The sequence below is a fragment of the Delftia sp. PE138 genome (assembly GCF_018320755.1).
GTDB lineage: Bacteria > Pseudomonadota > Gammaproteobacteria > Burkholderiales > Burkholderiaceae_C > Comamonas > Comamonas tsuruhatensis.
In genome coordinates this window covers 489,163-510,788 of the sequence record NZ_JABEPN010000002.1, presented here as the reverse complement: position 1 = coordinate 510,788, position 21,626 = coordinate 489,163, and the positions used below count along the sequence as shown (strand labels likewise).

The 21,626-nt window shown below is 68.8% G+C and carries 13 protein-coding genes; 4 read left to right on the top strand and 9 right to left on the bottom strand.

The genetic code is table 11. The annotated features are described in order from the left end of the window. Nucleotide 1 precedes the first annotated feature (1 nt). The 8 genes from HFGMBDPB_RS11275 to HFGMBDPB_RS11240 all read right to left on the bottom strand — a co-directional run bounded on the left by HFGMBDPB_RS11275 (nucleotide 2) and on the right by HFGMBDPB_RS11240 (nucleotide 11,096). Complete coding sequence (locus HFGMBDPB_RS11275; RefSeq protein WP_016449191.1) at nucleotides 2-808, bottom strand: hypothetical protein; 807 nt, start codon at nucleotides 806-808, stop codon at nucleotides 2-4. A gap of 32 nt (nucleotides 809-840) precedes the next feature. Further along, nucleotides 841-1,485, bottom strand: a complete 645-nt coding sequence (locus HFGMBDPB_RS11270; RefSeq protein WP_016451378.1) for a hypothetical protein — start codon at nucleotides 1,483-1,485, stop codon at nucleotides 841-843. 318 nt (nucleotides 1,486-1,803) lie between these two features. Next, nucleotides 1,804-2,781: a DUF808 domain-containing protein gene (locus HFGMBDPB_RS11265; protein WP_016449189.1), complete on the bottom strand. Its 978-nt coding sequence runs from the start codon at nucleotides 2,779-2,781 to the stop codon at nucleotides 1,804-1,806. A 125-nt stretch (nucleotides 2,782-2,906) separates the two neighbouring features. Then, nucleotides 2,907-4,139 carry a VWA domain-containing protein gene (locus HFGMBDPB_RS11260; protein ID WP_016449188.1) on the bottom strand — a complete coding sequence of 411 codons (1,233 nt, stop codon included), beginning with the start codon at nucleotides 4,137-4,139 and terminating at the stop codon, nucleotides 2,907-2,909. Continuing rightward, nucleotides 4,136-6,703, bottom strand: coding sequence for a DUF5682 family protein (locus tag HFGMBDPB_RS11255; protein ID WP_016449187.1), 2,568 nt, complete (start codon nucleotides 6,701-6,703; stop codon nucleotides 4,136-4,138). The genes HFGMBDPB_RS11260 and HFGMBDPB_RS11255 overlap by 4 nt, the downstream gene beginning before the upstream one ends. 62 nt (nucleotides 6,704-6,765) lie before the next feature. Then, complete coding sequence (locus HFGMBDPB_RS11250) at nucleotides 6,766-7,848, bottom strand: AAA family ATPase (RefSeq protein WP_016449186.1); 1,083 nt, start codon at nucleotides 7,846-7,848, stop codon at nucleotides 6,766-6,768. Between the two features lie 66 nt (nucleotides 7,849-7,914). Next, nucleotides 7,915-9,669: a DUF5691 domain-containing protein gene (locus HFGMBDPB_RS11245; RefSeq protein WP_047218383.1), complete on the bottom strand. Its 1,755-nt coding sequence runs from the start codon at nucleotides 9,667-9,669 to the stop codon at nucleotides 7,915-7,917. Continuing rightward, on the bottom strand, nucleotides 9,666-11,096 hold the full coding sequence (locus HFGMBDPB_RS11240; protein ID WP_227740950.1) for an SWIM zinc finger family protein: 1,431 nt from the start codon (nucleotides 11,094-11,096) through the stop codon (nucleotides 9,666-9,668). The genes HFGMBDPB_RS11245 and HFGMBDPB_RS11240 overlap by 4 nt, the downstream gene beginning before the upstream one ends. Before the next feature lie 511 nt (nucleotides 11,097-11,607). Here HFGMBDPB_RS11240 and HFGMBDPB_RS11235 point away from each other — a divergent pair. Both HFGMBDPB_RS11235 and HFGMBDPB_RS11230 read left to right on the top strand, forming a co-directional pair. After that, nucleotides 11,608-12,927, top strand: coding sequence for a putative DNA modification/repair radical SAM protein (locus HFGMBDPB_RS11235; RefSeq protein WP_016450772.1), 1,320 nt, complete (start codon nucleotides 11,608-11,610; stop codon nucleotides 12,925-12,927). Nucleotides 12,928-12,942: 15 nt separating this feature from the next. After that, a complete protein-coding gene (locus HFGMBDPB_RS11230) occupies nucleotides 12,943-13,782 on the top strand; it encodes a TIGR03915 family putative DNA repair protein (protein ID WP_070080959.1) in 840 nt (279 codons plus the stop codon). Nucleotides 13,783-13,859: 77 nt separating this feature from the next. Here HFGMBDPB_RS11230 and purL read toward each other — a convergent pair whose 3' ends face one another. Beyond that, complete coding sequence (gene purL, locus HFGMBDPB_RS11225) at nucleotides 13,860-17,891, bottom strand: phosphoribosylformylglycinamidine synthase (RefSeq protein WP_016450770.1); 4,032 nt, start codon at nucleotides 17,889-17,891, stop codon at nucleotides 13,860-13,862. A 178-nt stretch (nucleotides 17,892-18,069) separates the two neighbouring features. On the opposite strand from purL, the gene map reads away from it, so the two are divergent. Continuing rightward, nucleotides 18,070-18,885, top strand: a complete 816-nt coding sequence (gene map, locus HFGMBDPB_RS11220; RefSeq protein ID WP_016450769.1) for a type I methionyl aminopeptidase — start codon at nucleotides 18,070-18,072, stop codon at nucleotides 18,883-18,885. 89 nt (nucleotides 18,886-18,974) lie between these two features. Next, nucleotides 18,975-21,608 (top strand): [protein-PII] uridylyltransferase, encoded by a 2,634-nt coding sequence (locus tag HFGMBDPB_RS11215; RefSeq protein WP_046986780.1) that lies wholly within the window; start codon nucleotides 18,975-18,977, stop codon nucleotides 21,606-21,608. The last annotated feature ends 18 nt before the right edge of the window (nucleotides 21,609-21,626 follow it).

Sequence of the window (21,626 nt, the reverse complement as noted above, 5' to 3'; positions counted from 1 at the left end):
CTCAAGGCCGCGCCCACTGCGCCAGCGTGTGCCGCGCCAGCGCCTCGACATCCAGCGGAGACCGGGGGTCCACCGCCAGCTCTCCCAGCATCACCATGGCCTCGGGAATCTGGTTGCGCTCGCGCAGCAGCAGGGCCTTGTTCAGCAGCAGAAAGCCGCGGGTCTGGGCATCGGGGCCGGCCTTCAGGCCGCTGTCCAGCAGGGCAAGGCATTGGTCGGGGTCGTCCTCCATCAGGGCGGCTGTCTTCCAGGCGGGGGCGAAGCCAGGGGTTTCGCGGGTCATGGCCAGGGCGGCCTGGCGCACCTTGCTCCTGTCGGTCTCCCACTCCAGGGCGAGGTAGCGCAGATAGGTGCCTTGCGGGAGCTTGCCATCGCGCTCCATGCGCAGGCTGTGCACGGCCGTCTTGGCCGTGAAGAAACCCCTGGGAGCCATTGCATCCACGCGCCGGTAGTGGCGATAGGCCGCATCGAAGTCCTTTTGCAGCAGGTAGGTGAATGCGGCGTCGTAGACGGGATAAGGCCAGTCCGGCGCCAGCTTCGAGGCGGTCTCGAAATGCGCCAGCGCAGCCCGGTTGTCACCGCGCTGCCCTGCGGCGCGGCCCAGGGCATGGGCATCGCGTGCCGCCTGGCTGACGGGTGTGGCGCGGGGCAGTTCCCAGCTGAAACGGCCATCGGCCTTGTCCAGGTCGCTGCGCTTGAGCACGCGGCCGGCGCTGTCCTTGAAGACGATGTCGTCGGCTGCCATGGCGGGCGCTGGCGCCAGCAGCTGCAGTGCCAGGGCCATGGCGGCAAGCAAGGGGAGCTTCATGGTGTGCTGAGCTTGGTTCGGGAAAGCCGATATTAGGGCGCAGAAGCAGACGCAGACGCAGACGCAGGAGCGGAGCCGGCAGAAGGGGATTCACCTGCAGGCCTGCCAGTTGAGGGGGCCGTGGCGGCGGCACGCCTTCCCCTGCCCCTGGCGCGCGGACGGGCAAGGTGATTCATTTGCCATTCCAGCGATTCGGTATCGAAGTCGAAGGCATCCAGCAGGGCAATGGCTTTCCTGGCCTCCCTGAAGTCCACTTCCGTGACGGGCGGACTGTGCCGCAGCGACAGATCGTGCTTGAGCAGCCATTGCTGCAGATCGGCCAGCGCGACGATGGAGATGCCCTGGTTGATGAGCTGTGACGCGGTAACTTGCGCCAGCATGGCCGGCGTCAGTTGCCTGCAGGAGCGCAGGCCCAGGACCTGCCTGAGCTTGGCCACCAGGGGAGTGCGCAGCTCGAACTGGGGCAGGCTCTCGAAATGGGCCAGGGATTCGAGGTACAGGTCCGGCTCCGCATGTATGGCGTCCAGGTCGTTGGGCAGATTCAGCAGTTCGCAGATGCGATTGAGGGCGGTGCGTGCGCGTTCGGTGCCGAGTTTCTCGGCCTTGCCCGCTTGCGCGACCGAGCAGCCGGCGATGACGGAGCGCAGCACATTGGCCTTGGTGAGATTGGAAATCATGGAATCCCCCTGATGAAAATCCAGGGACCCGCGCGGAATCAGCTTCAGCCGCCCGGTCCCGACAATGGCTCTGGCGCGGCGATGGGCCGTTCACGGAACCTCGGAGGCCAGCAGGCGCAAGTGCATTGCGCCGCCGCCAAGGGACAGGAGGACGCCAGGCCTTGCAGAGTTCCAGGGGAAATGCACGTGCTTGCGCCCACAGTCAAATGCAATGCGCTGAGGTGCAAATTCCATGCAGATTCCATCGAAAAGGGGGCCTGACGGCCCCCCTGGTGTGCTCTGCCGGCTGCAGCCCCGGCAGGCCTTGCTTGCGGCGACTCAGCGGCGGCGCAGGCGCTTGATGCCTTCGACAGCCGCCAGCACGATGGCGCCGGCCACGATGCCGGCCACCGCGTTGAGCACATTCACCGCCAGCACGCGCCACAGGCCGCCCAGCGCGCCCTGGGCCACGGCATCGCCCAGGCCCTCCACGGCGTGGTGCAGCGCAGGCACGCCGTGCACGAGGATGCCGCCGCCCACCAGGAACATGGCGGCCGTGCCCGCAACGGACAGCCCCTTCATCAGCCAGGGCGCGGCGGCGACGATGCCCCGGCCCAGCGCGCGGGCTGCGGCGCTGGCACGCTGGCCCAGCCACAGTCCCAGGTCATCGAGCTTGACGATGCCGGCCACCAGGCCATAGACGCCCAAGGTCATGATGAGGGCAATGCCCGCCAGCACGGCGACCTGCTGCCCGAACGGCGCCGAGGCCACGGTGCCCAGGGTAATGGCGATGATCTCGGCCGAGAGGATGAAGTCGGTGCGCACGGCGCCCTTGATCTTGTCCTTTTCCATGGCGACGAGATCGACGCTCGCATCGGCATTGGCCTGGGTGAGGCGCTCGCGCTCCACGGCATCTTCCTCGGGCGAATGCAGGAATTTGTGGGCCAGCTTCTCGCAACCCTCAAAGCACAGAAAGGCGCCGCCGACCATGAGCAGCGGCGTGACAGCCCAGGGAATGAAGGCGCTGATGAGCAGCGCCGTCGGCACGAGGATGACCTTGTTGACCAGCGAGCCCTTGGCCACGGCCCAGACCACGGGAATCTCGCGCTCGGCGCGCACGCCCGTGACCTGCTGGGCGTTGAGGGCCAGGTCATCGCCCAGCACGCCGGCCGTCTTCTGCGCAGCCACCTTGGTCATGACGGACACATCGTCGGCCATGGCCACGCTCTTGCGGGCCGCGACCTTGGTCATGAGGGCCACGTCGTCAAGGATCGCTGCAATATCGTCAAGCAGCATCAGCAAACCAGCACCAGCCATCGCGTTTCTCCAGTGAATTGTTGGGGGGCCTTGCGGCCTGGGCGCCATCATGGGGCACGGGCATGTCCTGCCCGTGTAGGAGAGGCCCGGCGGCCGGCCGGGCCACCGGCCTGAGCGGCCATCCGCTACTTGCTTGTCTTGAAGCCCTGCCCTGCCGCCCAGGCCGCCACGTCGTCGCGGCGGATGGCGGCGGCCATGAGCTGCGGGAAGGCGTCCGGCGTGCAGGCAAACGAGGGCACGCCCAGCGCGGCCAGCTTGGCGGCCAATTGTGCATCGTAGGCAGGCGCGCCTTCGTCGCTGAGCGCCAGCAGCGTGATGAACTGCACGCCCGACTCCACCAGCTCGGAGGCACGTCGCAGCAGGCCGCTTTCCACGCCGCCTTCGTAGAGGTCGGAGATGAGCACGACGATGGCATTGCGCGGCTCGCTGATCAGGCCCTGGCAGTAGCCCACGGCGCGGTTGATGTCGGTGCCGCCGCCCAGTTGCACGCCGAACAGCACGTCCACGGGGTCGGAGAGCTTGTCGGTCAGGTCCACCACCGCCGTGTCGAAGACCACCAGACGGGTAGCGACGGCCGGCAGGCTGGCCATGACGGCACCGAAGATGCTGGAGTAGACGACGGAGTTGGCCATGGAGCCGCTCTGGTCTATGCACAGGATGACTTCGCGCTGCGGGCGGCGGACCTTGCGGCCGTAGCCGACCAGGGTCTCGGGCACGATGGTGCGGTAGTCGGGCTGCCAGTGGCGCAGGTTGGCGCGGATGGTGCGGTTCCAGTCGATCTCGGAATGGCGCGGGCGGCGGTTGCGCTGGCTGCGGTCCAGCGCGCCCGAGACGGCGCTGCGCATGGGCTCTTCCAGGCGGCGCATGAGGTCGTCCACCACCTTGCGCACGACGATGCGCGCGGTCTCCTTGGTGTTCTGCGGGATGACGGAGCCCAGGGAGATGAGGTCGGCCACCATGTGCACGTCGGGCTGCACATGCTCCAGCATTTCGGGCTGGAGCATGAGTTCGCGCAGGTTCAGGCGCTCCATGGCGTCGCGCTGCATGACCTGCACGACCTGGCTGGGAAAGTACTTGCGGATGTCGCCCAGCCAGCGCGCCACGCTGGGCGAGGAGTTGCCCCGGCCGCCCCGGCGCGAGAGGCTGCCGTCCTTGTTGTCTTCTTCGTAGAGCGCGGCCAGAGCCTTGTCCATCTCTTCGAGGGAGCCGCCCTTGGCGCCCAGCCCGCCGCAGCTGCCCTCGGCCGGCTGGCCCAGCACCAGGCGCCAGCGCTGCAGCCGGTTGGTGGGCTGGACAGCGGGGTCCTGCGGATCGGCGTCGGCAAGGGATGCATCGTTCACGGTGGCAGCGGTGTTCATGGCTGGGCCTCCTGCGGGCTGGACAGCAGTTGCGCGGGCAGGTTCAGGCCCAGCAGTTGATCGAGTACGGGAAGGGCAAGCACGGCGCGCGCCTCGTTCCAGGCGCCGTCGTCACCGCCGCCTGCCGCGCCTGCGGCACCTGCGGATGCAGCCGCCACGACGGCCGCACTGCCCTGCCCTCGCCGGGCCTTTTCGCCCAGGCTCTGGCGGTCATGGTTGGAGAAGGCCGAGAAGCTGCGGCGCACCAGCGGCAGGATCTGGGTGAACTGGGTCTCGCCCAGCTGGGCCAGCCAGGCATCGACCGCGCCCCAGATGGCGTCGTCGTGCAGCAGCACCAGGGCCTGGCGGTTGAGAAAGCCGTCCAGCCAGGCGGCAGCGTCCAGCGGCGGCACGCCCAGCGAGAGATTGCGGCCCAGTTGCGTGGCCACGGCCTCGCTGTCCAGGCGGTGGGCATCCAGCAGCAGGCGGCAGGACGTGCCGCGCAGCAGGGCCGCGCCGGCATCGCCCAGGGCAATGCTGCGCAGGGCGCCGAACCAGACCTCGCGCGGCTCCTCGGCATCGCGCAGACGCAGGGCTTCATGGGCCTGCAGCACCGTGGCCTGCATGTGCCTTGCGGCGTCTTCATCCAGCGCCATGCAGGCCAGGGGCAGGCCGATGGCGGCACGCAGCGCCATGCTGTCGATCACCGTGGCCAGCGCCTGGGTGTCGGTCTGGCGCACGCTGCCGTAGCGCAGCACATTGGCCAGCGGCGGCAGCGCCTGCATGAGCTGGGAAACGTCGCCGGTGCTGGCAGAGCGGTCTGCCAGGTCGTGCATGAGGGCATCGACCAGGTGCGGCAGGTCGGCCAGCAGGGCGTCGTCGATGGTCCTGGCCAGCTCGGGCAGCGGTGTCTCGGGCGTCAGCGCCTGGCGCACCTTGGCGGCTGCGGCCTGCACCAGGGTGCCGCCGTAGCGGCTGGCCTCGATGACGCGCACGGCCAGCTCGGGCTCCCACTGCAGCTGCCAGCTTTCGCGGAAGGTGCCTCGGTTGCGCTGCTGGTCGGTGGTGACGCTGCCCCACTCTATGCCCAGCAGGCGCAGCCGGTGCAGGAAGTGGCTGCGGTCGCGGTCCGTGTCCTTGCGCAGGTCCAGGGCCAGGACCTTGGCGGCCGCCTCGGGCTTGAGGCGCAGGCTTTTTTGCTGCTGCTCGATGTCGCGCTGCAGCGGCACCTGGGGCACGTCGGCGGGCACGCCGCCGATGCGGTCGCCCACGCTGAGTTCGCGCTCGATCAGGCGCAGCGGAGCGCGCTCGCCCATGCTGATGACGGTGACGATGGCCTCGTCCAGCTCGGGCAGGCCCGGGCTGGCGTGGCCGCGCAGGGCGGCCAGGCTTTCGGCCAGGCGCGTGGCCTCGATGATGTGGGCGCTGGAGCAGTCCAGGTCCTTGGAACGCAGCAGATGGGCCACGCGCGCCAGCCAGCCGACGGTGCGCCGGGTGCTGGCGCGTGCCGGGTCGGCAGCAGGTGCGGACTGGAGCAAGGACTCGGGCGCAGGCTCGGAGCAGCGCCACAGGTGTTCATACCAGCCCGGCGAATCCACGCCCGCGCCATAGCCGCTGGACGAGCACAGGTTGCGGTAGGTCCAGGGCGCCCAGGTGGCCTGGACCTTGGCCTTGGGCAGGCCCTTGAGCGTGGCGGCATCGGCCTTGGCGGTGACCTGGGCCTGCAGGGCCGGCACATGCCATGCGCCGCAGACCACGGCAATGCGCTGGTGGCCGGCCTTGACGGCCTCGCGCATGCACTGGCGCATCCAGGCTTCGCGCAGCGCCTCGCGCCGGGCGTGGCGTTCTCCGCGCACTTCGTTGGGCAGCTCGGCGCGCACCACGGCCATGGCTTCGGCAATGCCCTCGAACAGGGTGGCGCCGTCGCCGCGCTCCTCGACCATGCGGTTCCACCAGCTTTCGCCGTCGGGGTAGCCTGCGGCCTCGGCCAGCAGGTCCAGCGGATCGCGCCAGTCCCGCCTGCCGGGGTCCGAGGGATCGACGGCGAGGTCGGCAGCCGGCACGGACTGCGTGGTGTCGTCGCGGTCCAGGGCCTCGGCGGCATTGCTCTGGAGCTGGCCGCCGTCTGCCGCAGCGACGCCGGAATCGGAGCCGGTGTCGGCATCCTGGCCTTCATCGCCCGCATCCTCGCCCGCATCACCTGCATCTGCTGCCGCCGCCTCGGCCCGGCGCCGCTCCTGCTCGGCCATGTCCAGCGCCATGCGGTGGGTCTGGGGCAGGTCGATGAAGCGCGTGGCCACGCCCTGGCGCGCCGCCCATTGCAGGGCCTGCCATTCGGGCGAGAACTCGGCGTAGGGATAGAAGGCGGCATGGGCCGGGCTGTCCTGCACATAGACCAGCATGGCCACGGGCGGCTGCAGGTCGGCATGCTGGAGCATGGGCAGCAGGGACTCGCCCTCGGGCGGGCCTTCGACCAGCAGGCAGTCGGGCTGCAGCTGCTCCAGGGCCTGCAGCAGGCTGCGCGCGCAGCCCGGGCCATGGTGGCGGATGCCGAAGAAATGAAGCGGATTGGCAGAGGTGGCCATACGGGAAGTGCGCAGGAGATGCGCAGAAGATGCGGTCGGTCAGCGGAGCGGGAGTGCGGGCTTCAGAGCTGTTCGCGGCAGGCGCGGTACAGGTCCTTCCAGTCGCTGCGCTCCTTGACCACGGTCTCCAGGTATTCCTTCCAGACCACGCTGTCCTGCACCGGGTCCTTGATCACGGCGCCCAGCAGGCCCGAGGCCACATCGCCCGCGCGCAGCACGCCGTCGCCGAAATGCCCGGCCAGCGCCATGCCGCTGTTGATGACCGAGATGGCCTCGGCCGTGGACAGCGTGCTGCTGGGCGACTTCACGCGCACGGTCTTGCCGTCCTCGGTCTGGCCGTTGCGCAGCTCGCGGAAGATCTGCACCACGCGGCGCACTTCCTGCAGGGCCGGCGGCTCGGCGGGCAGTGCCAGGGCGCGGCCCTGCTCGGCCACGCGCTTGGTGACGATCTGCACTTCCTCGTCCTGCGATGCCGGCACGGGCAGGACCACGGTGTTGAAGCGGCGCTTGAGCGCGCTGGACAGCTCGTTCACGCCCTTGTCGCGGTTGTTGGCCGTGGCGATGACCGAGAAGCCCTGCACGGCCTGCACCTCGGTGCCCAGCTCGGGCACGGGCAGTGTCTTTTCGGACAGCACGGTGATCAGCGTGTCCTGCACGTCGGCCGGGATGCGGGTCAGCTCTTCGATGCGGGCGATCTTGCCCAGCTTCATGGCGTTGACCAGGGGGCTGGGAATCAGCGCCTTCTCGGACGGGCCATGGGCCAGCAGCTGCGCGTAGTTCCAGCCGTAGCGCAGTTGCTCCTCGCTGGTGCCGGCCGTGCCCTGCACCAGCATGGTGGAGTCGCCGCTGACGGCGGCCGACAGGTGCTCGGACACCCAGGACTTGGCCGTGCCCGGCACGCCGTACAGCAGCAGGGCGCGGTCGGTGGCCAGGGTGGAGACGGCGATTTCCATCAGGCGCGGATTGCCGATGTACTTGGGGCTGACCTCGAAGCCGTTGCCGAGCTTGCCGCCCATCAGGTACTGGAGCACGGCCCAGGGCGACAGCTTCCAGTTGGGCGGACGCGGACGGTCGTCCACCTTGCGCAGGGCTTCGAGTTCTTCGGCGAATTGCTGTTCGGCATGCTGGCGCAGGACTTGGCTCATGGTGTGCTTCCGGAAAGGGGTGGGAATGGGATTCGGTAGGGGGTGGGTGGCAAAGCGGGCCCGGCCTCAGGCCTGGCCGCGCAGTGCGATGAAGGCCTGGTGCAGGCCCAGGCGCAGCTCGACGATGCGCTCCAGGTGGCCGCGCATGCGCTCCTCGTCCCAGGGCCGCGCGCGGCTGCGTTCGAGGCGCGCCTGCTGCTGGGGCGTGAGGGGAATGGCCGGGGCGGCTGTTGCTGCAGATGCCGAAGCGGCTGCGGTCTCTGCAACAGGCTCGGCCGGGGGCTCCGGCTCGGGCTCGACCTGTGCATCCAGCACCGAGGGCTTGCGCCACAGCTCGGCAAAGCGCTCCAGCGCAGTCACGTCCAGCATGCGCGCGCAGGACAGCAGGGCCTGGTCGGCGCGGTAGCTGTGCCAGTTGCCCGTGATCTGCTTGCCGCCCACGGCCACATGCAGTGCCTCGGTCAGCCGCGCCGACAGCGCCGGCGAGAGCAGTTCGGCACCGCCCAGCGACTGGGACATGCCCTCGATGGCGTCGATGAGCTTGTGCCTGTCGCGCTCGAACTGGGCAATCCAGCGGGACTCGCGTTCTTCGGGGGACAGCCGGGCCATGAGGGCGGGCAGCAGCGCATCGTGGCGCATGTCGCGGCCCAGGGCCTGGGCGGCATCGATCCATTCCACGTCCAGCTGGTACTGCAGGGCCCGCACCCAGCCCTGGCGCAGCGAGGATTTCCAGTCGCTGCGCCGGCTCCACTCCATCACTTCCAGGGGCGTCAGGCCCAGGGCCCGGGTCCAGAAGGACACCGGGGTGAGCTGCACCATCTGCTCCAGCAGCCAGGCCTTCTTGCCGCCACGGAAGTAGGCATCGGGCTTGAGCGTGATGCCGTCGCGCTCCCATTCCTTGAGGCCTTCCTCGGGAGGCTCCACGATCCACTGGCCCTTGTCGTCCTGCTGCAGCATGGACTGCATCCAGCCCATGACGCGCTGGCTGTGCGCGCTGTCCGGCAGGCACGAGAGCATTTGTGCGGCGTTCTCGCGGATTTCCTTGCTGCGGTCGGACAGCAGTTTTTCGAGCAGCGGCTCGTCGTCCATGCCCAGCCCCACGGTCAGTGCCTGGACCATGGGCAGGCGCTCCTTGGCGCCCAGCTCCTTCAGGCTGCCTTCCAGCCGCGCACGGGCCTGGGCGGCATCGGCCGCGCGCTCGCTGCGCAGCAGGGCCACGCGCTGCTCGACCGAGCCCTCCTGCCAGACCAGTTCGGGGTCGGCGGTTTCCTCCACGCCGCTGGCATAGCTCCATTGCGGATTGAGCGCGCCCAGCCAGCGCCCGCGCTCGCCCAGCACCGGGGCCAGCCACTGGCGCAGCTCCACGGACTGGCGGCCCTGCTCCAGCGCAGGCACCAGCAGGTCATGGGGCAGGCGCTGGCCCGCCTGGTCCAGGGTGCGCAGCATCGAGGCCTGCAGCTCGAACGGCCCGTCCTTGAGCACGTCGCCCATCAAGGTCTGCAGGCGAGCATCGGCAGGCGCGGGGCGCGATTCTGCAGGCGCCGCGGCCGGCACGGCCAGCGGCGCCGGCAGGCGCACCTGCGCGCCGGGCTGCCAGCCTGCGCGCTCGAACACGGCCGCCACGGCGCTGGCGCGCAGCAGTTGCTGGGCGGGCGAGTCGCCGGGCAGGTCCGCCCGGGGCAGCAGCGCGGCCTGCACGGCCTGCTGCGACCACGGGGCAGACGGATCAACGCCCGAAGCCAGCGCAGGCGGCACGGCCAGCCGGTCCGAGCCGACCATGGCCGATTGCTGCAGCGCAGTCCAAAGTTGTGTGTTGCTCATACCGGTTCACCCTGGTTCTGCCAGATACATTGCCGGGCGCTTTCGCCCTCGCGGGCCTGCCAGGCGCTCAGCAGGCGCCAGCGGCCCACGGCCGGGCCGGGCTCCCATTCGCCAAACAGCTGCATGGGCGCGCCGCCGCTGAGCGCCAGCAGGCGCCAGGCTTCGGCATCGTCAATGGCCACGGGAACGGGTTGCACAGGCGCGGCAGTGCCGTCAGCAGACACGCCGGGCGCAGCCGCCGATGCGCCCGGCGCATCGGGCCAGGCCGCAAACCATTGGCCCTGGGCAGGCACCAGGCGCAACCCGTCCTGGCACAGCGGCTGCGTGGCCTGCAGCGGGTTGGCGGCAATGCGCCGGCCCATCTGCTGCAGGACGTCGCCCACGGCCGAGGTGTCCAGCGGGCTGGCGCCCTCGGCAGGCAGCGCAGGCCCGTTGCCGTTGGCGGCAATGGCGCGCAGCGGCGCATGGCCCGGGTAGAAATTCAGCGCGCATCCGTAGCGATGGCCAGGCACCCAGGCCGATTCGAAGCCGCGCCCGCCCTGCGCATAGTCCAGCACCAGGGCCATGCGGCCCGTGCGCTGCCCGTGCAGCCAGACGCGGCGCTCCATGAGCCGGCCTTCGCGCTCGATCATGCGCAGGCCGGCCACCAGCCATTCGTCCTCGACCAGCTGGCCCCTGGCCTGCACCTCGGCCTTGTCCATGGGCCAGCCCAGCGCGGCCATCACGTCGGCCTTGACCTCGGGGCTCAGCGATTCGCGGCGGCGCACGGCGTCGATGATCAGCTGCCAGTGGCCCAGCTGCACCAGCATGTCGCGCGGCCAGTCGCGGTGGCTGTCCACCAGATCCCGGCAGTCCTTGATGCGTGCCGCCATGCCCGTGGCCTGCGCATCGACCATGCGCGCGGCCATGGTGTTCCAGCGCTGGCGCATCTGGGAGTCGCCGGCCTGGTTGGCCAGGCCCGCGCGCACCATGTCCTGCATCCACAGCGACAGTTCCTGCAGGCCCGCCTCGACCTTGTCCCAGCGCTTGTCTTCGCGCCTGGCCTGCTGCCTGGCCGCAACCTCGGGATCGGGTGGCGGCTCGGCCGCCGCGGCGGCTGCCTTGGCCTCCTTCTTCTCGGCCTTTTCCTGGCGGCTGTCCAGCCAGGTCTGCACCCAGGCCGGTGGATCGCCGCCCTCGGTGACCTGGCCGCCCGCACGCATCAGCATCAGCGCCAGCCCATGCTTGCAGGGGAACTTGCGGCTGGGGCAAGAGCATTTGAAGGAGGGTCCCGACAGGTCCACCTGGGTCTGGTAGGGCTTGCTGCCGCTGCCCTGGCACTCGCCCCACACCGCCACATCGTTGGCACCCATGGTGGGCCATTTGGCGGGCGATTGCAGCCCCTTGGCGGCCTTGCTGGAGGAAGCGTCCGGCGATAGCGCCAGCACTTCGCTCTCTGTTCCTAATACACGCGACACCGAAGCTCCCTCTCCAAGTGTTTGTCATCGCCAGGCGCATTGAATGAAGAAACGACCGCGCCCGGCAAGCCCAAAAGCCTATCAGCAATAGTTATCGGCAATTTGAAACAAATCACAACAACGTCAAACCTCTCTCCCATGAACCGGGAACCCCATGGCGCGCAGCCAGCTGCGCTATATCAGCGCATGCATTGATGGCACCAAGCCGTACCAGCCTTCAGACATTGCAAAAAGACGCAGGAAACACGCATTCACCATTTCCTGCGATGCACATCGCCACCCATTGAAAGCAAGCACTCATTCCGCACTGAAAACGGTTTCATTCCATTGCACTGGCAACCATTGCAATCCGCTGGCCATTGCGATAGCCCGACAGTGCGTTCAAACCGGAGCCAGGCAAGGCCGGACCAGACCCTGGCTGGGGGATGGGCTCTCCAAAAACCGGATGTGCCAGGCAAATATACTGTATATTCATACAGCCATGGAGCTGCAACGCAAACTTTTCATCCTCGCCGACGCCGCCAAGTACGACGCCAGCTGCGCCTCCAGCGGATCGCAGGGGCGCGACTCGCTGGACGGCAAGGGCATGGGCTCGGTCACCGGCATGGGCATCTGCCACAGCTATGCGCCCGACGGGCGCTGCATCTCGCTGCTCAAGATCCTGCTGACCAATGTCTGCATCTTCGACTGCCGCTACTGCATCAATCGCAAGAGCTCCAACGTGCAGCGCGCCCGCTTCACGGTGGCCGAGGTGGTGCAGCTGACGCTGGACTTCTACCGGCGCAACTGCATCGAGGGACTGTTCCTGTCCAGCGGCATCATCCGCTCCAGCGACTACACCATGGAGCAGCTGGTGGAAGTGGCCCGCCGCCTGCGCGAGGAGCATGACTTTCGCGGCTACATCCATCTGAAGACCATCCCGGATGCCGCCCCTGAATTGCTGGCCCAGGCAGGCCGCCATGCCGACCGCCTGAGCATCAATGTGGAACTGCCCACGGCCAGCGGCCTGGCGCAGTTCGCGCCTGAAAAGGACGGCCGGCGCATACGCCAGGCCATGCAGGGCGTGGACCGGCATGTGCAGGCCTGGCGCGCGGCCACGCGCGAGCAGCGCCAGGCGCAGTCCCTGCCCGGCGCGCCCGCGCAGCGCGCCGCCGTGCCGCGCTTTGCGCCGGGCGGGCAAAGCACGCAGATGATCGTGGGCGCCGACCGCGCAACCGATGCCGACATCCTCGAATCCAGCCATACGCTGTATGCGGGCTACGGCCTGCGCCGCGTGTACTACTCGGCCTTCAGCCCCATTCCCGATGCCTCGCGCGACCTGCCGCCGCAGGCGCCGCCCCTCATGCGCGAGCACCGGCTCTACCAGGCCGACTGGCTCATGCGCTTTTACGGCTACGGGGCGGGCGAGATCGCGGCGGCCAGCCGCCACGGCATGCTGGACCTGGAGATCGACCCCAAGCTGGCCTGGGCACTGGCCAACCGCCAGCAGTTCCCCGTGGACCTCAACCGTGCGCCGCGCAGCCTGCTGCTGCGCGTGCCGGGCCTGGGCACGCAGACGGTGGAGCGCCTGCTGGCGGCGCGCCGCGTGCGCCGGCTGCGGCTGGACGACCTGCTGCGGCTGCGCGCCCCCGTGCAAAAGGCCCTGCCCTTCGTGCTGATCGACGGCCACCGCCCCCTGCTGGGCGAGACCGACTCGGCCGCGCTGCGCACGCGGCTGATCGCGCAGTCGCAGGCCAGCCAGGCCCAGGCGCGGCACAGCGGCATGCGCGTGCAAAGCGCACTGCAGGCCAGCCTGTTCTAGAACCTGGAGCACGCCATGCACGGACAGGCCCTCACCATCGAACTCGACAGCCCCGACGACTGGCCCGGCTTTCGCGCAGCCTGCCGGGCGCTGCTGGCCCACGGCGCCGACCCCGCTGCGGTGCGCTGGCGGTGGCCCGACACGCGGGGTGCGCAGCCACTCGGCGCGGGGGTGGATCTGTTTTCCAGCGCGCCGCAGCAGGCCATGCCCGCCTCGGCACTCGCCGGGCTGGCCGGCCCCGGCGAGGCAGGGCTGTCCCTGTCGGACACCCAGATGTCCGCCCTGCGCCATGCCTGCATGCACCGCGCGGCGGGCCGCTTCGAGCTATGCCACCGCTGGCTGGCGCGCATGCAGGCCCGGCCCGAACTGCGGCTGGATGCGCTGGATGCGGACTGGCGCGCCATCGAGGCCCTGGCCCGCCCCGTCTCGCGCGAGATCCACAAGATGCACGCCTTTGTGCGCTTTCGGACGACGCAGCGACCGGACCAGCCCGATCTGCACATCGCCTGGTTCGAGCCCGAGCACCACATCGTGCGCGCGGCGGCGCCCTTCTTCTGCAAGCGCTTTGCCAACATGCACTGGGCCATCCTCACGCCGCAATGCAGCGCGCACTGGGACGGCCATGCGCTGCGCCTGGCGCCCGGCGCGCGCCGCAGCGATGCCCCGCCAGCCGACGCGGGCGAGGCCCTGTGGCTGACCTACTACGCCAGCACCTTCAACCCCGCGCGCCTGAAGGAGCAGGCCATGCTGCGCGAGATGCCGCGCCGCTACTGGCACAACCTGCCCGAGACGGTGCTGATCTCCACCCTGGTCCAGCAGGCCCGCGCGCGCACGGCGCAGATGCTGGCGCCGTAACGGCAGCCGCCAAAAAGAAACAGAAAAAGAAAAGGCCCCGAAGGGCCTTTGTCTGCTTTGCAGCGTCGCTCAGTGCATCAACCCAGCCATTTGCGGGCGTTGCGCCACACGCGCATCCAGGGGCTGAATTCCGACTTGTCGCCGTTGGTCCAGCTCATCTGCACGTTGCGGAACACGCGCTCGGGGTGGGGCATCATGGCCGTGAAGCGGCCATCGGCCGTGGTCACTGCCGTCAGGCCGCCGGCCGATCCGTTGGGATTGAACGGGTACTGCTCGGTGGCCTTGCCGTGGTTGTCCACGTAGCGCATGGAGGCGATGGCCTTGTCCGCATTGCCGCGGAAGCGGAAGTTGGCAAAGCCTTCGCCGTGGGCCACGGCGATGGGCAGGCGGCTGCCGGCCATGCCCTGCAGGAACAGGCTGGGCGACTCCAGCACTTCCACCATGGACAGGCGCGCCTCGAAGCGGTTGCTCTGGTTCTGCGTGAAACGCGGCCAGTCCTGGGCACCGGGAATGATGTCGGCCAGCTCGGCAAACATCTGGCAGCCGTTGCACACGCCCAGGCCGAAGGTGTCGCTGCGGCCGAAGAACTGCTGGAACTGCGCGGACAGGCTGTCGTTGAAGGTGATGGAGCGCGCCCAGCCGATGCCGGCGCCCAGCGTGTCGCCGTAGCTGAAGCCGCCGCAGGCCACCACGCCGGCGAAGTCCTGCAGCTGCGCGCGGCCGCTTTGCAGGTCGGTCATGTGCACGTCCACGGCGTCGAAGCCGGCCTCGGTGAAGGCGTAGGCCATTTCCACATGGGAGTTCACGCCCTGCTCGCGCAGCACAGCCACGCGGGGCCGCGCGCCCAGGTTCAGGAAGGGTGCGGCCGGGTTCTCGGCCGGGTCGAACGTCAGGTGCAGGTGCATGCCCGGGTCGGCAGGCTCGCCGGCTGCGGCGTGCTCGCTGTCGGCGCAGGCCGGGTTGTCGCGCTGCTGGGCAATCTTCCAGCTGACGGCATCCCAGACCTGATGCAGGTCGCTGAGCGAGGCGCCGAAGACGGACTTGGCATCGCGCCAGACCTGCAGCTCGCCCTTGCCCGCATCGACCTTGGAGGAGGCAGGACGCGTCTTGCCGATGATGTGGCTGCAGGTGGACAGGCCATGCTCGCGCAGGGTCTGCAGCACGGCGGCGCGGTCGGCCGTGCGGATCTGCAGCACGGCGCCCAGCTCTTCGTTGAACAGCGCGCGCAGCGTCATGTCGTCGCGGCGGCCGCTGATCTGGGAGGCCCAGTTCTTGCCTTCGCCCGAGTCCATGCGGCTGTCGCTGATGCCGTCGCCTTCGGTGACCAGCATGTCCACGTTGATGGCCACGCCCACATGGCCGGCAAAGGCCATCTCGGCCACGGTGGCCAGCAGGCCGCCGTCGCCCTTGTCGTGGTAGGCCAGGATCTGGCCCTTGGCGCGCAGGTCGTTGACGGCATCGACCAGGGCAATCAGGTCCTTGGCGTCATCGAGGTCGGGCGTCTCGTTGCCGGTCTGGCCCAGCACCTGGCCCAGGATGGAGCCGCCCATGCGCATCTTGCCGCGGCCCAGGTCCACCAGCACCAGGGTGCTGTCGTCTTCCGAGGCGTCCAGCTGGGGCGTGAGCGTGCCGCGCACATCGTCGATGGAGGCAAAGCCCGTGATGATCAGGCTGACCGGCGAGGTCACCTTCTTGACCTGGCCGCCCTCGTTCCACTGGGTGCGCATGGACAGGCTGTCCTTGCCCACGGGGATCGAGATGTCCAGCTGCGGGCACAGCTCCATGCCCACGGCCTTGACGGTGGCGTAGAGCGCCGCGTCTTCGCCGGGCTCCCCGCAGGCCGCCATCCAGTTGGCCGACATCTTGACCCTGGACAGTTCGATGGGCGCGGCCAGCATGTTGGTGATGGCCTCGGCCACGGCCATGCGGCCCGACGCCGGCGCGTTGATGGCCGCCAGCGGCGTGCGCTCGCCCATGGCCATGGCCTCGCCCTTGAAGCCCTGGAAATCGGCCAGCGTGACGGCCACGTCGGCCACGGGCACCTGCCAGGGGCCGACCATCTGGTCGCGGTGGGTCAGGCCGCCCACGGCGCGGTCGCCGATGGTGATCAGGAAGCGCTTGGAGGCCACGGTGGGGTGGGCCAGCACGTCGATCACGGCCTTTTCCAGGGGCACGCCGGTCAGGTCCATGGGGGGCAGCTCCCGCTGCACGGTGGCCACGTCGCGGTGCATCTTGGGCGGCTTGCCCAGCAGCACGTTCATGGGCATGTCCACGGGGAACTTCTGGTCGCCCGAGGCCACGGCCGTGTCCTCCAGCACCAGCTGGCGCTCCTCGGTGGCCGTGCCGATCACGGCAAACGGGCAGCGCTCGCGCTCGCAGAAGGCCGTGAATTCGGCCAGCGATTCGGGCGCGATGGCCAGTACATAGCGCTCCTGGCTTTCGTTGGACCAGATTTCCTTGGGCGCCAGGCCGGATTCCTCCAGGTTGACGGCGCGCAGATCGAAGCGCGCGCCACGGCCCGCATCGTTGGTCAGCTCGGGGAAGGCATTGGACAGGCCGCCGGCACCCACGTCGTGGATGGCCAGGATGGGGTTCTTGTCACCCTGGGCCCAGCAGTGGTTGATGACTTCCTGGGCGCGGCGCTCGATCTCGGGGTTGCCGCGCTGCACGGAGTCGAAGTCCAGCTCGGCCGCGTTCGTGCCGCTGGCCATGGAGCTGGCAGCGCCGCCGCCCATGCCGATGCGCATGCCGGGGCCGCCCAGCTGGATCAGCAGGGTGCCGGCGGGGAATTCGATCTTGCGCGTCAGCTCGGAGTCGATCACGCCCAGGCCGCCCGCGATCATGATGGGCTTGTGGTAGCCGCGCATCACGGCATCGGCACCCACGCCGACCTGCTGCTCGTACTCGCGGAAATAGCCGGTCAGGTTGGGACGGCCGAACTCGTTGTTGAAGGCCGCGCCACCGAGCGGGCCCTCGATCATGATCTGCAGCGGGCTGGCGATGTGCTCGGGCTTGCCCACTTCGCTGCCCCACAGCTTGGAGACCGTGAAGCCCGACAGGCCGGCCTTGGGCTTGGAGCCGCGGCCCGTGGCGCCCTCGTCGCGGATCTCGCCGCCCGCGCCGGTCGATGCGCCGGGGAAGGGAGAGATGGCCGTGGGGTGGTTGTGCGTCTCCACCTTCATGAGGACGTGGTTGACGGCCTTCTTCTTCTGGTAGCTGGGCGCCTTGATCTTGTCCAGGGCTGCCTCGAAGGTGGCGACGAAGCGCTCGACCTCATGGCCTTCCATGATGGAGGCGTTGTCCGAGTACGCGACCACCGTGTGCTGGGGCGAGACCTGGTGCGTGTGGCGGATCATGCCGAACAGGCTCTTGTCCTGGGCCACGCCGTCAATGGTGAACTGGGCGTTGAAGATCTTGTGGCGGCAGTGCTCGCTGTTGGCCTGCGCGAACATCATCAGCTCCACATCCGTGGGATTGCGCTGCAGGCCCTTGAAGGCGTCGACCAGGTAGTCGATCTCGTCGTCGGCCAGGGCCAGGCCCCATTGGCGGTTGGCAGTCTCCAGCGCCGCGCGGCCGCCGCCCAGCACATCGACGAACTCCATGGGAGCGGCTTCCAGGGCGGAGAACAGCTGCTCGGCCTCGGCGCGCGTGGCGAAGACCGATTCGGTCATGCGGTCGTGCAGCAGGGCCGCGATCTGCGCGGTCTGCTCGGCCGACAGCTCGGGCTTGCCACCGAGCAGGCCGCTCTTGAGGACCACGCGGTACTCGGTGATGCGCTCGACGCGGAAGACTTCAAGGCCGCAGTTGCGCGCGATATCGGTGGCCTTGGAGGCCCAGGGCGAGATCGTGCCCAGGCGCGGGGTGACCACCAGGGCGGTGCCATCGGCCGGGCCTTGCGGGCCTTCGTAGGGATCTCCATAGGTCAAGAGCGCCTGGAGGCGCTCTTGCAATGCGGGCGTGGGTGCGGCGTCCGTGGCCACCAGGTGCACGAAGCGCGCGGCAATGCCGGTGATTTTGGGATGGATGGCGACCAGGTCGGTCAGAAGCTGCTGGGCGCGGAACGAGCTGAGAGCGTTTCCACCCTCGAACTGTGTCAGATGCAAGGTCACGTGGCGGCCTGTTGGGTGAGGAGGCTTGTGAAAAGCGCCCTGCGGCCCCGCCCGGCTGGGGGCAGGCCGCAAGGCGCTGAATCGGTGAGGCCGCCATTTTACCGGGCTGCGCCGTCCCGGTGGCGACAGCCGCCCCTTACCCCTGCACGTCCAAAGGCGCAATGGGATAATTGCGGGCATGAGCATCACCATCAAGAGCGCCGAAGACATCGCAGCCATGCGCGTGGCATGCCGCCTGGCTTCGGAAGTGCTGGACTACATCACCCCCCACATCAAGCCCGGCATCACCACGGCCGAGATCGACCGGCTGGGCGCCGAATGCATGGCGCAGCAGGGCACGGTCTCCGCCACCATCGGCTACCAGCCGCCTGGCTACCCGCCCTATCCCGGGCACCTGTGCACCTCGGTCAACCATGTGGTCTGCCACGGCATCCCCAATGACAAGCCGCTCAAGAAGGGCGACATCGTCAATGTGGATGTCACGGTCATCACCAAGGACGGCTGGTACGGCGACAACAGCCGCATGTTCCTGATCGGCGAGTGCTCCATCGCGGCCAAGCGCCTGTCGGCGCTGACCTTCGACGCCATGTGGCTGGGCATCCAGCAGGTCAGGCCCGGCGCCACGCTGGGCGACATCGGCAACGCCATCCAGACCTTTGCCGAAGGCCACGGCCTGTCGGTGGTGCGCGAGTTCTGCGGCCACGGCATCGGCCAGAAGTTCCACGAAGAGCCGCAGATCCTGCACTATGGCCGCCCCGGCACGGGCACCGTTCTCGAAGAGGGCATGGTCTTCACCGTCGAGCCCATGCTCAACCTGGGCAGGCGCGAGATCAAGGAACTGGGCAAGGACGGCTGGACCATCGTGACCAAGGACCACAGCCTCTCGGCCCAGTGGGAACACACCCTGGTGGTGACCAAGACGGGCTACGAAGTCATGACCCTGTCGGCCGGCTCGCCCGCGCTCCCGCCCTTCGTGACCGCCACGAGCTGCTGAGGCTCGGCATGTTTCTTGCGTGATGCGCAGGCAAAATGGCACTGCGCCCGGGGCACCCGCTCCAGGCGCCTCCCCTGCCCTGGCCGCGCATGAAACAGATCACTGACCACACTCCTTCCAACTCTGCGCCCGCAGCCCCGGATTCGCTGGAGCAGTTGCGCGCGCAGTACGCCCTCGATCGCGGACGCTGGATAGGCTCGCTGCTGGCGCCCACCATGGGCCGGCGCGGCGTGCGCCTGGTGCTGCAGCACCTGAGCGATCTGGCCGACACGCTGCTGCGCGCGCTGTGGCACCGCGCCGGCATGCCTGCCGAGGCCTGCCTGGCCGCCGTGGGAGGCTATGGCCGCGCCCAGTTGTTTCCCTACTCCGACATCGACGTGCTGGTGCTGCTGCCGGCCACCGGCACGGCAGACCCGGAGCTGACCTCGCGCATAGAAAAGTTTATCGGCAGCTGCTGGGACGCGGGCCTGGAGATCGGCTCCAGCGTGCGCACGCTGGCCGAATGCCTGCAAGAGTCCGGGCGCGACCTCACCGTGCAGACCGCCTTGCTGGAGTCGCGCCGCATCTGCGGAAACGAGCCGCTGTTCGGCGAGTTCCAGCAGCGCTACCAGGCACAGATGAATGCGCGCGCCTTTCTGTCCGGCAAGCTGCTGGAAATGCGCCAGCGCCACAACAAGTACGAGAGCACGCCCTACTCGCTGGAGCCCAACTGCAAGGAATCGCCCGGCGGCCTGCGCGATCTGCACACCATGATCTGGCTGGCCCGCGCCGCAGGCCTGGGCCACAGCTGGCAGGCCCTGGCGGAAAAGGGACTGATCACCGATTTCGAGCGCCAGCAGCTCGAAGACAACGAGGCCATGCTCAGCCTGATACGCGCACGCCTGCACGCCGTGGCGGGCCGGCACGAGGACCGCCTGGTCTTCGACCAGCAGACCGCCGTGGCCGAGGCCTTTGGCTACCGCTCCACCTCGGCCGAGGGCCGCAAGCTGGCCATGCGCGCCAGCGAGACGCTGATGCGCCACTACTACTGGGCAGCCAAGGCCGTGACCCAGCTGTGCCAGATCCTGCGGCTGAACATCGAGGAGCGCCTGAACCCGCGCCCCACGCCGCGGATCCGGCTGAACTCGCGCTTCTACGAGAAGGCCGGCACCATCGAAGTGGCCAGCGACGATCTGTACGAGCGCGAGCCGCATGCCATCCTCGAAACCTTCCTGATGTACGAGACCCATGTGGGCCTCACCGACCTGTCGGCACGCACGCTGCGCGCGCTGTACGGCGCGCGTGACCTGATGGATGCGGCCTTCCGGCGCGACCCGGTCAACCGCGCCACGTTCATGAAGATCCTGCAGCAGCCCAGCGGCATCACGCATGCCATGCGGCTGATGAACCAGACCTCGGTGCTGGGGCGCTACCTGTGGCCCTTCCGGCGCATCGTGGGCCAGATGCAGCACGACCTGTTCCACGTCTACACGGTGGACCAGCACATTCTCATGGTGCTGCGCAATGTGCGGCGCTTTTTCATGGCCGAGCATGCGCATGAGTATCCGTTCTGCTCCCAGCTGGCCAGCGGCTGGGACAAGCCCTGGCTGCTGTACGTGGCCGCGCTGTTCCACGACATCGGCAAGGGCCGCGGCGGCGACCACTCCATCATCGGCGCCGTGGAGGCCAAGCGCTTTTGCCGTGCCCACGGCATTGCGCGCGCCGACGCCGAGCTGATCGAGTTCCTCGTGCGCGAGCACCTGACCATGAGCCAGGTCGCGCAAAAGCAGGATCTGTCGGATCCCGAAGTGATCCAGGCCTTTGCCGAGCGCGTGGGCAACGAACGCAACCTCACGGCGCTGTACCTGCTCACCGTGGCCGACATCCGTGGCACCAGCCCCAAGGTGTGGAGCGCCTGGAAGGGCAAGCTGCTGGAGGACACCTATCGCCTGACTCTGCGCGTGATGGGCGGCCGCGCGCCCGACGCGGCCGCCGAGATCGAGGCGCGCCGGCGCGAGGCGCTGGTGCAGCTGGCGCTGACGGCCCAGCCCTTCGAGTCCCACAAGAAGCTCTGGGACACGCTGGGCGTGGACTACTTCATGCGCCATGAGGCGGCCGACATCGCCTGGCACACACGCCACCTGTCGCGCCACGTGGGCACCACCCGCCCCGTGGTGCGTGCGCGCCGCTCACTGGCGGGCGAGGGACTGCAGGTGCTGGTCTACGCACCCGACCAGCCCGATCTGTTCGCGCGCATCTGCGGCTACTTCGACCGCGCAGCGTTTTCCATCCTGGATGCGCGCGTGCACACGGCCCACAACAGCTATGCGCTGGACACCTTCCAGGTGGTGGCGCCCGCCATGCAGGAGCAGTACCGCGAACTGATGCACATGGTCGAGAACGATCTGGTCGCCGCCCTGATGGAGGGCGGACCGCTGCGCGAGCCCTCGCCCCGGCGCCTGTCGCGCCGCGTCAAGAGCTTCCCCTTCGCGCCGCGCGTCACGCTGCGACCCGACGACAAGGCCCAGCACTGGCTGCTGTCCATCTCGGCCACGGACCGCGCCGGCCTGCTCTACACCGTGGCGCGCATCCTGGCCCAGCACCACCTGAGCGTGCAGTTGGCCAAGGTCAGCACGCTGGGCGAGCGCGTGGAGGACAGCTTCCTCATCGAGGGTGCGGAGCTGCAGAACAACCAGCGCCAGCTGCTCATAGAGACCGAGCTTTTGCAGGCCCTGGCAGTCTGAGCCGATTGCGCAAAAAAA